The organism is Ekhidna sp. (assembly GCF_040223195.1).
Taxonomy (GTDB): domain Bacteria; phylum Bacteroidota; class Bacteroidia; order Cytophagales; family Cyclobacteriaceae; genus Ekhidna.
In genome coordinates this window covers 74,311-87,627 of sequence record NZ_JAVKDX010000022.1, presented here as the reverse complement: position 1 = coordinate 87,627, position 13,317 = coordinate 74,311, and the positions used below count along the sequence as shown (strand labels likewise).

Below are 13,317 nucleotides of genomic sequence, written 5' to 3'. Positions count from 1 at the left end.
GATTTTTACTTGTCGTTAATCCAACCCGATCATTACGAATGGTCCCCAGTAGATGGGGTCTCTATACTCGTTTCTGATCTCTTTCTTCGCATCGATAAATGCCTGACGCTTGTTTCCGGTCTCAATCCACTTTCTGTAGAATTTGATCATGAGCTGCTGAGTAGCATCATCACTTACCTTAAAGAGTGACATGATGATGGTTCGTGCGCCTGCCACCAGGAAGGCTCGCTGAAGACCGTACACACCCTCACCGGCCTGTACTTCTCCAAGCCCCGTCTCGCATGCAGAGAGCACTACTAAGTCCGTTTGATCCAGGTTCAGGTTCATGGCTTCATAGGCTGTCAGGATTCCATTATCCACGTTGTAGTTAAACTGTGTCTGGTTCAGGATATCACCAGCCCCGGCAAGCAAGAGACCTGTCTTCAGTAGCGGGTTGTCATACGCTGCTGTCTCATTATACTCCTCGTCGAGATTGGTGGCTTTTGGGGCTTCTTTAAAGAAGCCATGGGTAGCCACATGGAATACTCGCGGGTTAGTCACTTGTTTGATGGAGGACTCACTGGCTTCTGATTCGGTAAATTTATCAGTCTCCCATCCTTTTCGATCCAAAAGGTCATTTAATTCCTCAATTTCCTCTTTTGTACCTGGTAGTGATGTTACTACCTCTGCCGTAGCTCGGGTAAGTCCTGAAGTAGCTAATGGCTGTCCCGGCTTGGTTTGAAGGTAAAACTCAGGATTTCCAAACATCATAGCGTACTGTTTTTCAGCAACCACCTTGGTTTTGATCTTGTTCAGGAACAAATCCTTGGTATTACTGATCAAAATGATGTTGGAGTTGTCAAGTACATACCTGCCATCCGGTGTGGGTATGGCCTCCAGGTTGATTTGGTTGTACACGCCATCAGGGGAAAGATAGATCGTTGCAACAGCTCCTACTTCGTCCTGAATGGGTCTCCAAAATTTTTCATACGAGAATTTATCCTCGATTTTGTATTTGATACTGTTTCGGTATGTTTTGAGGTACCGATCTTCAAGTTCTTCTCCATTATCCAACAAGATCATCTTTGGTTCGGATCGCTTGTCGCCTTTCACATAGAGGAGCGCATACATAACTGAATCTGTGAATACATGATCGAAAAGTCTGAATCTCACCATCTCAATTGCTACATCATTTTCACCCAGGGCGCCCTTGACGTCTTCCCATTTTACCTGACGACTATCCGCACTCTGGGCAAAAATTTCGGACTTCAAGCTTATATTCTTTTCCAAGAGCTCCACCTTCTGGGAAAGTTCAGCCACGTTGATGCCATTTTCTATCAAATCTCCCTGACTCATTGAAAGGGCTGCAGTGAGAAGTTCTTTGTCATCAATCCAGGTCGAATACATCTGCTTAAGCTCCTCATCATTGCTATTCATAATTCGCTGACGAACCTTGATAGACGAGTTTAGGAGAAGGGCTTTGGTCAGAAGTGCGTTATTGTACATCTCCCCGATATATTTGGCACTTCTGTTCCGGCTCACGATCAGGGTATTATAAAACTCATAGTCACCCTTGATGGTATTCCAGAATTTGGCTTTCTCCCTCTCACTAAGTGCAGGGAAGTATTCCTGAATAAAGTTTTTGTAGTTGGCAAGCACACTCTCCATTTCATCCTGCGAATCTTTGTATCTGGCTTGCATGAAGTAGGTCTTGCTGAGCTTGGATTGAACTTTCACATATTCCGGGTGCGTATCGTTAAATACCCTCTGGTACTGCTTTTGGGCATTTTCGTAATAGTTCACCGCTTCAGCGTAGTTTTTCTGCTTGTAATAAATGTCTCCTTTTAGTACCTGGGTAGTAGCCGCATTGATGTTGTTCCGTTTACCAATTTTTTGCTTCCAAATGTTCTCAGCCTGATTCAGGTAAGTAAAGGCCAATGAATAATTTCCTGATGCGATATTGGCAATGGCCATATTCTTAAGAATCTCAGCATAGGTTGGATTATTGGAGCCAAGTTTTTTCCCAATGATTTGCTCTGCCTCCTGAAATAGTGATTGAATCTGGGTGAGTGGCTTATCCTCATAGAAATAAACCAGAGCGAGCTTGGAAGTGGATTTACCAACATCCACGTGCTCCGGCCCAAATTTCTTTTTCTGAATTTGAATAGCATTTTTCAGCAGCGACTCAGCTTTTTCATAGTCACCAATGGTGGTATAAACGTCGGCTAATTGCAGCATGGAGGGTACCACTTTGGATGAACTCTCGCCGAATATGCTAGTGGCAATGGTGTTAGCCTTTCTGGCCTGCTGCTCAGCAGCCGTATAATCTCCCCGAATCAGGTTCAGTCTGGCATTGAGCACCAGGGTCTCATTCAAGTGACGGCTGGATGCCCCAAACTGAGTTGTTTTTTCTTTCAGGGATTTCGTCAGCAACTCTGCGGCATCCGAATAGCGGCCGATGCTGGTGTACAAGCCTCCCAGGTCATCCTGGAAGCTAATTCCGGATACTTCAGTAGTAAGCGCCCCATCTTTTTTCAAATCCTCAGAATCGTAAATGTGATCCTCTGCGGCATCATATTCACCCTTGATGGTGAGGAGTTTGGCTTTGGTAATGAAAGCAGTTGACAAGTAGCTGGTTGCCTCTGCCGTTTTAGTGTCTTCCATAATCCGGATGGCATCTTCCAAGTTTTTTGTTGCCTTTTCATACTCCCCGATATTGATTTGAAGACTTGCAATTTTCTCCAGCTCTTTGCCATACTCAATATCCTGATTATCATATTTGACCCTGGCAGCCAGGAGTGCTTCATCCAAAATTTCAGAGGCTTTTGCGTAGTTGTCAGTTTCTTCATAAAATTTGGCCAAATGGTTCATGATATCCAGATAGTCCACATGGCCCTTAGTAATCTCTTTCTCTACTATCCCGTGGAAACTTTCATCATAGATCTGTTTTGCCTCGGCAAACTTATCTGTGAAGTCTACATAATAATTGGCCAGCTTGACCTTAGTGAGGTGGTATTCTGGGGCATCCGTTCCTAATAGGAATTCTTTTATCTTCAAAATCTCACTATCGTAAGCTTCGGTGTTTTTAATGTTGCCTTCATATAATGCAACCCTTTTTGCCAGTTCCAAAAGCTCTATTCGCTCATTGTGGTATTCAGGGATGTTGGGGCTGGCAAGCATCTCATTAACCTTGTTCTCAATCTTTCTGATATCCTGATCGGCAAGATCAAATGTTAACCCCATTTTGTCTTCAGACAGGTTGAAAATACTGGTCTTGTCAAATTCTTTGAGGGATTTCTTAAAATCTGCTTCTGTGATCTTTAGCCGTGCATTTTGACCATTTCTGTAATATGCCCGCATCAGATTGGCCTGCATGGTCATCACGGTATTGTGAGATAGCTCATATTTTCTGATGGCCCACACATATGCATCTTCATAAAGCTTCGCCTGGGCATCAACGGCCAATCCATTTTCTTCTAGTAGCTTGGCATTCAGGAATGCATTTTGGGACCAAAGCAAGTGGCTCTTCTTGAGATTATCATCCACCCATTTAAGGTTGGTGATAAACGCCGAATCAGCGGATTGATAGTCACCCATCATTCTAAAGGAATTTGCTTTTGCAATCATCATTTTGGCAAATTCCTCTTTGCGCTCTTCTTGCTGATCTTTGTCTCCTTCGCTGGAGAGGGCCCTCCCCAGGTAATAATCCGTTCGATCATTCACAAGCTTAATCGCACCGCTGTAAAATCCTTTTCCAGCCAGCACCTGTGCTTTGTATACATCCAGCTCTGCTTCGATATCTTCGATGAGGGAACCAGAAGCCTCAAATGCTTTTGTTGATTGATCCAGAAACTCACCTGCCAGGCGGAAGTTTCCAAATGAGATGAGCACCTCAGATGCCTCCATCAAAATGAAAGCATGTTCGGCACTTTGAGCGCCGTTCACTTCTTCACTCATCGCCACGGCGTTTTCCAGCGGCTCCATCACACTCACCAGCTCACCCAGCCCAACATTTATTTTGGCTTTTTTCACCAGCCCAATGGCATTGTATGGGTTATTGAAACCGAGGCTCTTGGTGGCTTTTTTCTCGAGCTTTTCTATTTGTTTTCGTGCCGATGAGTAATCACCAGACTCGTATTCTTCATCGGCTTTGTCGATGTATTTTTGATATTGCGAATTTGCAGTGCCGACGCATAGCATCAGCGCTACTACTATAGCGGATTGGAAGTATTTCATTCTAAATTGGATTTTCAGACGATTAAAGTTATCGAAAAAGCAATAACTATTAGGTCATCAGTTTATTAAGAATTTTAATTGCTGCTTGCGAAATGATCGTGCCCGGCCCAAAAATGTCTGACACGCCTTTTGAAAAGAGTTCTTCGTGATCATTTTCGGGGATAATCCCACCTGCCACTACTAAAATATCACCTCTGCCTTGCTTCTTAAGTTCTTCGATTAATTCCGGGATCAGCGTTTTGTGGCCTCCGGCAAGCGAAGAAGCACCCACGATGTGCACGTCGTTTTCAATGGCCTGTTTTGCTACTTCCTCAGGGGTTTGAAAAAGTGGCCCGATATCCACGTCAAATCCCAGGTCGGCAAAGGAAGTGGCAATTACCTTAGCGCCACGGTCGTGCCCGTCCTGGCCCATTTTGGCAATCATGATTCTTGGGCGTCTGCCGTCGTATTCCTCAAACTTATCTGATAGCTCGAGTGCTTTTTTGAAGTCTTCGTTGTTTTTGATTGCAGAGGAGTACACGCCTGAGATGGTTCGGTTTGTAGCCTGAAATCTACCAAAAACTTTTTCCAAAGCGAGGGAGATTTCTCCTAGCGTTGCTCTTTCCCTTGCTGCTTCGATGGCTAGTTCCAGTAAATTTCCATTGCCTCTGGCTCCTTCTTCAAGATTTTCGAGACTTTTTTGAACCTTCTCTTCATCCCTTTCTGATTTAATTCGATTGATGCGTTCTACCTGCTTCTTCCGAACCTGATCGTTATCCACCTCAAGCAGTTCTATTTCTGTTTTCTCATCTGTGATGAATTTATTCACACCAATAATGGCCTCCTGTCCGGAATCAATTCGTGCCTGTTTTTGTGCCGCCGCTTCCTCTATTTTCATTTTGGGATATCCGGCTTCTATGGCTTTGGACATACCCCCCATTTCTTCCACCTCCTGAATGATCTTCCAGCTTTTTCTGATCAATTCATCGGTAAGCTTTTCAACCTCCCGCGAGCCTCCCATTGGATCCACAACCTTGGAGATATTGGTCTCTTCCTGCAGGTATATCTGGGTATTTCGGGCAATTTTTGCTGAGAAATCAGTAGGCAATGCGATCGCTTCATCGAGGGCATTGGTGTGTAGCGATTGGGTGTGGCCGAGAGCTGCAGCCAAAGCTTCTATGGTAGTTCTAGCCACATTATTGTATGGGTCCTGAGCGGTGAGGCTGTAGCCGGACGTCTGGCTGTGAGTTCGCAGCGCCATGGATTTTTCATCCTTCGGGTCAAAATCTTTGATCAGTCTTGACCAGATCACTCTGGCTGCACGCATTTTGGCGATCTCCGTGAAAAAATTCATCCCTATGCCCCAGAAAAATGAAAGCCGCGGAGCAAAAGAGTCAATATTGATCCCTGCCTCAATGCCGGTTCGCACATACTCAAGCCCATCTGCCAGGGTGAAAGCCATCTCTAATTCTGCCGTTGCGCCAGCCTCATGCATGTGATAGCCACTGATGCTGATGGAATTGAATTTTGGCATTCGCTGGGAGGAGAATTTGAAAATGTCCGCAATGATCCTCATCGATTGGGCCGGAGGGTAGATGTAGGTATTGCGCACCATAAATTCTTTCAGGATGTCATTTTGAATGGTGCCTGTCAATAATTCGGGTGGTACGCCCTGCTCTTCGGCAGCCACTATGAAGAAAGCCATCACTGGAATCACAGCACCATTCATGGTCATGGAGACCGACATTTTATCTAATGGAATCTGATCGAAGAGGATTTTCATATCCTCTACGGAATCGATGGCTACTCCGGCTTTGCCAACATCACCCTTTACCCTTGGATTGTCACTATCATAGCCTCTGTGTGTAGCCAGGTCAAAGGCTACTGATAGCCCTTTTTGCCCGGCGGCCAGATTTCTTCTATAAAAAGCATTTGATTCTTCGGCTGTGCTAAACCCTGCATACTGGCGGATTGTCCAGGGTCTCGAAGTGTACATGGTAGCGTATGGTCCTCGCAAAAAGGGAGGTGCACCTGCTGAAAAACCTTCCTGTATGTATTTGTCTTTGCTCATTGCCTCAGCTTTTCTTCTACTCCTTTTATGATTTTATCAGTTAACACTTCGATGTAGTAAGATCCACCACATTGATCTTTGTATTCTTCAATGCCACTTTCCTCGCGAATGAGGTTGCCGGTGTTTCTGCTGATTCTGGAGTCCCCTATAGCCGTGGAGAAATCGATGGAATGGCTTCCTCCCAATATACTGGCAAGCCCGGCAGTCGTGTTCAGAAACCATTGATGATCTTTCGAGTGGTGCAAGGGAACGTGGGTGTGAATATTGGCATTCGAGCCCCTCTGATTCAATAAAAACCTAAGCGCTCGTACTGCTGCTATCTCTAGGAAAAAATCAGAAAGTGCATGCCGATAAATGTAAGAGTGATCCAGAAGTCCACTGATTACCTCTGAAATCTGATCTATTGGGTTTTCTACGTCTTTTGCCCTGAAGCAGTTTCCATTAGGCATAATCTGAAAACCACTAAAATATTTAGTTGAGAGTGCCTCATCTGATATGGTACAAATGTCGCAAATCGCTATGTTGACATCACTTGTGGCTTCCTCAAGTTCCACGACGTTTGATACCTTCAGGATGACCCCATCACACCCTCCCATGAGCGCCTTGAGCACCTGTTGGTTAGCAAACTTTGTCTCTCGAACGGATACTTCTTCATAAAGCTTCCATCGGTGTGATGGAAGGGTTGTGAAAAAATCTGCGAGATATCTTAATGGTTCCAAATCCGAAGCGTCATAGTATCCTTTGAGTTCAATTCCTGCTTCATTTTTCCAGGAAAGTTCTTCGTCAGGGTTTGCTCCTTTGAGCTGTCTCTCAGCTAGTTGCTTCCATTCGTCGTTGGGAATAGGAGGGAATATTGTAAGGTCTAAATTTTTCAAATTTCGCTTTGTTGTGACAATGGTTTTACGAAATTAGACCAGAAATGGCAGGTTAAGAAAAATTGTATTTTTTAAAGAATTTTCAAATGAAAATGCGCTTATCAGAACATATTAAACCATTTGAAAAAGTCAAGGGGTTAAACCATTTTTTTTAGAAAAAAAATTGACTCATATTTGATCCCCTTTCGAAAATTCGAAGGTCACCTAAGCCAATATAAACCACTACTTAACTCTAATCTAGAATGCATGAATTAATATGGAAAAACTGCCTTGAGTTCGTAAAAGAGCGTATTCCTAACCAAAGCTTCAGTACCTGGTTTGAGCCCATAAATCCCTTAAAAACAGAGGGTAACGTTCTTACAATTCAAGTTCCTAGTCAGTTTTTCTATGAATGGTTAGAAGAGCACTATGTTCACATTCTGAAAGAGGCAATTTCCAATGAAATGGGTGAGGGTGCAAGATTGGAATATTCTGTTGTGGTAGAGGATGAAAAATCCAAGAAAAATTCACCCACATCTCTGAAAATCAACCACCTAGCAGATCGGGATGGAAGTAATGCTAAAGGGATCAATTCTGCATTTATAGATGATTTGAAGAGTGAGAATAATTTGAATCCCACTTACTCATTTGATAACTTCATCGAGGGGGATTGTAACAGACTTGGCAGATCGGCAGGTTATGCTGTTGCCAAGAAACCTGGAATTACCTCTTTTAATCCATTGATGATTTATGGTGGGGTGGGTCTGGGAAAAACCCATTTGGTGCAGGCGATAGGTAATCACATAAGGAAAGAGGATCCGACCAAGAAAATTATCTACGTAGCATCTGAGAAGTTCACGAACCAGTTTATTGATTCACTTCGAAACAATAATGTTCAGAGCTTTATTTCATATTATCGTGAGGTAGATATTCTTATCCTTGATGACGTACAGTTCTTGAGGGATAAGGAAAAAACTCAGGAAATTTTCTTCCACATTTTCAATCATCTGCATCAGTCAGGCAAGCAGATCGTGATGACCAGTGATTGTGCTCCTAAAGATTTGAAAGGATTGCAGGAAAGATTAGTCTCTCGATTCAAATGGGGACTGACAGCTGACCTGCAGCAGCCTGCTTTTGAAACCAGAATGGCGATCATTTTGAGAAAGATTGAGGAAGACGGCATCCATATCCCGGAAGAGGTGGTGGAGTATATCGCCTATACAGTCGATACGAATATCCGAGAGCTGGAAGGGGTGATTGTATCCCTAATCGCACATGCTTCACTCATGCGAGTGGATGTGGATCTTGAACTTGCCAAGAAGGTGCTTAAAAACATCGTTAAGGAAATTGACTCTGAGGTGGGAATAGACTATATCCAGAAAACGGTTTCTGACTACTTTCATGTAGATCAAGATGATCTGAAAGCAAAAACCCGCAAGAAAGAGATTGTGATTGCCCGTCAGGTAGCTATGTATTTCTCAAAGGACTATACAAATCATTCTTTGAAATCAATCGGATACCATTTTGGTGGCAGAGATCACAGCACGGTGATTCATGCCCTTCAGTCTGTCAATGACATGATGGATACCGATTCAAAATTCAGATACTCGGTAGATGAGTTGAAGAAGAAGCTAAAAATGAGGACGACTTAACGTCTGAATGGATAATAGACTTTTCTACCTCTTTCTGTAATTCCTATCACGTCGAAACGACCCCTGATATTTTCAAGGATTTTGGCAAGCTCTTCCGGGCTGTTTATTTCTTTATTGTTGATTTGGGTAATGATGAAACCCTCAGGTATGCCCAGCCCTGAGAAGAATCCGTTTTTTCTGATCTCAACCACTTTCACGCCGCTTGCAATCCCGAGCAGGTCCCTCTCCACTTTTGATACACTCTCAAAGCTGGCCTCCAGATCTTCCGAGTAGTAAATATCCCGCTTGATGATGCTGGTGGTTCCTTCACGGTTTGTCAGGATCAGCTCGCGATTGATCATTTCACCTTCCCGCTCTGCCAAAATGTTTAGCGTGTTTCCAGGGTAACTTTTCGCAATCAATTCCTCTAGAGAGGCCTTGCTGCCTATCTGCTGTCCATTTATTTTTCTGATCACATCTCTTTTTTCAAGTCCTGCCCTATCTGCTGCACTCCCATCTTTTACTTCTGTGATCAGCACCCCGTCCAGGTCTTCCACGCTGATTCGGGAGGCTATTTCACTGTCAATATCTATAAACTCAGCCCCTGTAAAGGCCTTTTGAACCTCCCCGTATTTCACGAGATCGTTAAACACCTTTTTTACAATATTGACCGGGATGGCAAATCCATAGCCGGCATACGATCCCGTGCGGGATAGGATGGCTGTGTTGATTCCGATCAATTTTCCTTCTGCATTCACCAATGCACCGCCACTATTACCGGGATTGATCGCTGCATCTGTTTGAATGAAGCTCTCGATCGGAAATTTATCACGTAGGATATTGATGTTCCGACCTTTTGCACTAACAATTCCGGCGGTCACGGTGGAGGTGAGATTAAACGGATTTCCAACTGCCAGCACCCACTCACCTACATTTACCTGCTCAGAATCTCCTTTTTCTATGGCTGGCAATTCATCCGAATCAATTTTGATAACAGCTAAATCTGAGCTCGGATCCCGGCCGACCAGCTTTGCCTGGTAGCTTCTTTTGCCGGCAATCACGGTGATCTCATCTGCATCCATAATCACATGATTATTGGTCACGATATACCCATCCTCGGAAAACACAACACCAGACCCGCTACCAACACGCTGCGAGGATCGTGGCTCAAAAAACCAATCCATCCATCCACCGGTGCGGTACTCAATCTCACTTAAAGTTTGGATAAACACCACACTACCTGTGCTTTTGTTCGAAGCTTCCACAAAGTTCTCGTTGGGCAGGGCCAATGAGGAAGTGTATGAGACTCGACTAACGTCAGGATTTGATTTTTCAGAAAACACTGCTTTGAGCTCAGATTTGTCTGATTGATCAGGCTTATTGACTTGACTGAAAATAAAAGCTCCAAGTATCCCTGCCGCCAGAGATAGTGTGATGTTTTTGATCTGTTTCATCATGATTCCGTCATTTAGCTGAAAAGTAAACCGAGCTAATCCAAAATTTATTCCATTAGGGTGTTAAAAAATGCAAACTCTTACCTTTGCGGGCTGTTTACTTAACTACACTTACAAATGAAATTAAAATCATTATTTCTTTCTCTTTCTCTTCTCCTATTATCTGGTTTATGTTTCGGACAAAATAAGATTTAAATGGTTAAGCAGAAGGGTAAATACTATTTTCAAGTTCAGGGAAAGGATGCAAATAGATTAGATACCAAGAAGTCGTTAAGGAGTATTGTTGATATTCTTGATGATTATCCTGAAGCATCGACCTACGCTCAAAAGGCCAAATCAAATTATGATGGAGGTATGGCTCTAGCAGTAATTGGAGGTGGTATGATGGGATGGGAGCTAGGTAAAGTTATGGGAGGGGGAGAAATAAATGGGGTGGTTTTTGGTGTGGGAACAGCAATTGTTTTGGCAACCATTCCTTTAGCAACTGGTTTTAAGAAAAACATCAATGCCGCAATTGATATTTACAATAAAAAAAGTAATGAGTCAACGGCTTCAAGTTTGAATTTCGGGATTCAGCAAAGTGGTGTAGGATTATCATTTAATTTTTGATGAAGAAACGAAACATTGCCATTCTTGGCTCTACAGGCTCCATCGGGACCCAGGCATTGGATGTAATCAAGCGCCATCCTGAAAATTTTCAGGTTGAGGTTTTGACCGCCCAAAATAGTGCCGACCTACTAATTACCCAGGCGTTGGAGTTCAAACCAAACTGTGTAGTCATAGGAAATGATGGGCTTTATCAGCGAGTGTTTGATGCACTTGATCCCCATGGGATTAAGGTATACGCAGGCGAAAATGCCCTTGCTTCTGTAGTGGAAATGGATTCGATAGACTTGGTGCTCACTGCGCTTGTGGGTTATTCGGGATTGCTTCCAACCATTAAGGCCATAAATGCTGGCAAACCGATTGCACTTGCAAATAAGGAAACGTTGGTGGTGGCCGGAGAATTAATCACCAAGCTGGCGCAGGAGAAAGGGGTCAATATTCTGCCTGTGGATTCAGAGCATTCTGCAATTTTCCAATGTATGGTTGGGGAATTTCATAATCCGATTGAGAAACTGATTCTCACAGCTTCCGGCGGGCCTTTCCGAGGGAAGAACAGAGACCTCCTGGCCTCCGTGACTAAAGAGCAGGCACTCAAACATCCTAATTGGGACATGGGAGCAAAGATCACCATTGATTCTGCCACCATGATGAATAAGGGTCTTGAGGTGATCGAGGCAAAATGGCTGTTTGGTGTCTCTTTGGATCAAATTGAAGTGATCGTACATCCTCAATCCATCATTCACTCGATTGTTCAGTTTGAGGATGGATCTATGAAAGCGCAGATGGGGCTGCCGGACATGCGCGTGCCGATTCAGTTTGCTCTATCATATCCCGCAAGATTTAATGCAGACTACCCACGATTTGATTTTCTGGATTACCCGAATCTGACTTTCGAAAAACCAGACATAGAGACTTTTCGTAACCTAAGGTTGGCCTTTGAAGTTGCAAAGGAGGGGGGGAATCAGCCATGTATTTTGAACGCTGCGAATGAAATTGCTGTTCAAGGATTTCTGGAGGACAAGGTAGGTTTTCTTGAGATTTCGGATGTGATTGAAACCTGCCTGAAAAACGTGAGCTATATTCGCAATCCTGAATTGGAAGATTTTATACAAACAGATAAAGAAACAAGGGCCAAGGCACTTGAATTAATAAAATAGATGGAAACATTAATCATGGTAGGACAGCTGCTACTCGGGCTGTCAATTTTGGTGGGAGTGCATGAGTGGGGGCATTTGATAGCCGCCAAAACTTTCGGAATGCGGGTAGAAAAATATTCCATTGGCTTTCCACCCAAAATATGGGGCAAACAGATCGGTGAAACAGAGTACTCAATTGGAGCGATTCCATTGGGTGGTTTTGTGAAAATCTCCGGAATGATCGATGAATCCCTTGATACAAAAAACCTAAGTGCTGAGCCGGAACCGTGGGAATTCCGTGCAAAACCCGCATGGCAAAGACTGATTGTGATGATGGGAGGGATTATCGTGAATGTGATTTCCGGTATTATCATTTTCATAGGTCTGGCTATGGTCAATGGTGAAGAATATATCCCCAAAGAAGAACTCAACAAGGCCGGGATCGTGGCTTACGATCTTGGGGAGCAGCTTGGATTTAAAACCGGGGATAAAGTACTTTCTATCAATGGTCGTGACTATGATAGATTCTCGGATTTGCTAAGCCCGGATTTGCTACTTGGTACAGATAGCTACTACACGGTATTGCGAGATGGCAAAGAGGTCCGTGTGGATATGCCAAATGACTTCATTGACAAATTTGCAGATAAGCGTAACAGGGTCAATATAATTTCACCAAGGTTGCCATTCTTCGTGCAATCCGTTGTTCCAGGTTCTCTGGCCTCTGATGCGGGTCTTGAGACAGGGGACAGGATTGTGACTATAAACGGAAGAGAAATCAATTACTTTGATCAATTGAGTGGCATGCTAGATTCCTTAAGGGGTCAGAAAATAGCAATTCAGGCTAATAGAAATGGAGAAATTCTTGAGATGACAACCTCTGTAGATGATGACGGTACGCTTGGGTTTGTAGCGCAATACGAACTTAACTATGTAACAAGAGATTTTACTTTTGGTGAGGCTGTATCGGAAGGCACTTACAATGCATTTGCGGTTGTATGGCTCAATATCAAGGGCTTTCAGAAAATGATTGCAGGGGATGTAGATGTAAGGAAATCACTTTCAGGCCCCATCAGAATAGCAACATTTTTTGGAGGTACCTGGGATTGGAATAATTTCTGGCGAATCGTAGGGCTTCTTTCAATGGTTCTTGCGTTTATGAACTTTCTACCTATTCCAGCACTGGATGGAGGGCACGTGATGTTTCTCACCTGGGAAATTGTAACCGGTAGAAAACCATCCGATAAGTTTCTGGAAAACTCTCAAAAAGTAGGAATGGTGATTCTGCTCTCATTGATGGCTTTCGTTATCATCAACGATACCATCAGCTTGTTTTGACAATTTGAATTGAAGACAACTTTTGCTAAATTCATA

At 43.6% G+C, this 13,317-nt stretch carries 8 protein-coding genes; 4 read left to right on the top strand and 4 right to left on the bottom strand.

The genetic code is table 11. From position 1 onward, the window contains the following. Window positions 1–15: 15 nt before the first annotated feature. From RLN88_RS13970 to RLN88_RS13960, 3 genes are read right to left on the bottom strand one after another with little or no spacing between them, the layout of a single operon-like run. Window positions 16–4,215, bottom strand: coding sequence for a CHAT domain-containing protein (locus RLN88_RS13970; protein ID WP_350222031.1), 4,200 nt, complete (start codon window positions 4,213–4,215; stop codon window positions 16–18). Between the two features lie 49 nt (window positions 4,216–4,264). Continuing rightward, entirely contained in the window at window positions 4,265–6,265 is a 2,001-nt protein-coding gene (gene scpA, locus RLN88_RS13965; RefSeq protein ID WP_350222030.1) for a methylmalonyl-CoA mutase, read from the bottom strand. Next, on the bottom strand, window positions 6,262–7,140 hold the full coding sequence (locus tag RLN88_RS13960) for a methylmalonyl-CoA mutase family protein (RefSeq protein ID WP_350222029.1): 879 nt from the start codon (window positions 7,138–7,140) through the stop codon (window positions 6,262–6,264). The genes scpA and RLN88_RS13960 overlap by 4 nt, the downstream gene beginning before the upstream one ends. Window positions 7,141–7,382: 242 nt before the next feature. Between RLN88_RS13960 and dnaA the strand changes: the two genes are divergently transcribed. Beyond that, window positions 7,383–8,771 (top strand): chromosomal replication initiator protein DnaA, encoded by a 1,389-nt coding sequence (gene dnaA, locus RLN88_RS13955; RefSeq protein ID WP_350222028.1) that lies wholly within the window; start codon window positions 7,383–7,385, stop codon window positions 8,769–8,771. On the opposite strand, the gene RLN88_RS13950 is transcribed toward dnaA, so the two are convergent. Further along, on the bottom strand, window positions 8,768–10,207 hold the full coding sequence (locus RLN88_RS13950; protein WP_350222027.1) for a trypsin-like peptidase domain-containing protein: 1,440 nt from the start codon (window positions 10,205–10,207) through the stop codon (window positions 8,768–8,770). The genes dnaA and RLN88_RS13950 overlap by 4 nt on opposite strands. Before the next feature lie 192 nt (window positions 10,208–10,399). On the opposite strand from RLN88_RS13950, the gene RLN88_RS13945 reads away from it, so the two are divergent. Genes RLN88_RS13945 through rseP form a run of 3 tightly spaced genes read left to right on the top strand, consistent with a single transcriptional unit; the run spans window position 10,400 to window position 13,281 of the window. Next, on the top strand, window positions 10,400–10,813 hold the full coding sequence (locus tag RLN88_RS13945; protein ID WP_350222026.1) for a hypothetical protein: 414 nt from the start codon (window positions 10,400–10,402) through the stop codon (window positions 10,811–10,813). Beyond that, a complete protein-coding gene (locus tag RLN88_RS13940; RefSeq protein WP_502880108.1) occupies window positions 10,813–11,967 on the top strand; it encodes a 1-deoxy-D-xylulose-5-phosphate reductoisomerase in 1,155 nt (384 codons plus the stop codon). The genes RLN88_RS13945 and RLN88_RS13940 overlap by 1 nt, the downstream gene beginning before the upstream one ends. After that, window positions 11,968–13,281: an RIP metalloprotease RseP gene (gene rseP / locus RLN88_RS13935; RefSeq protein ID WP_350222024.1), complete on the top strand. Its 1,314-nt coding sequence runs from the start codon at window positions 11,968–11,970 to the stop codon at window positions 13,279–13,281. Window positions 13,282–13,317: the final 36 nt, after the last annotated feature.

Excerpts from the sequence above, each read along its gene's own strand:
- RLN88_RS13945 (WP_350222026.1), top strand. The coding sequence starts at position 10,400 with ATGGTTAAGCAGAAGGGTAAATACTATTTTCAAGTTCAGGGAAAGGAT.
- RLN88_RS13950 (WP_350222027.1), bottom strand. The coding sequence starts at position 10,207 with ATGATGAAACAGATCAAAAACATCACACTATCTCTGGCGGCAGGGATA.
- scpA (WP_350222030.1), bottom strand. The coding sequence starts at position 6,265 with ATGAGCAAAGACAAATACATACAGGAAGGTTTTTCAGCAGGTGCACCT.
- RLN88_RS13940 (WP_502880108.1), top strand. The coding sequence starts at position 10,813 with ATGAAGAAACGAAACATTGCCATTCTTGGCTCTACAGGCTCCATCGGG.
- dnaA (WP_350222028.1), top strand. The coding sequence starts at position 7,383 with ATGCATGAATTAATATGGAAAAACTGCCTTGAGTTCGTAAAAGAGCGT.
- RLN88_RS13970 (WP_350222031.1), bottom strand. The coding sequence starts at position 4,215 with ATGAAATACTTCCAATCCGCTATAGTAGTAGCGCTGATGCTATGCGTC.
- rseP (WP_350222024.1), top strand. The coding sequence starts at position 11,968 with ATGGAAACATTAATCATGGTAGGACAGCTGCTACTCGGGCTGTCAATT.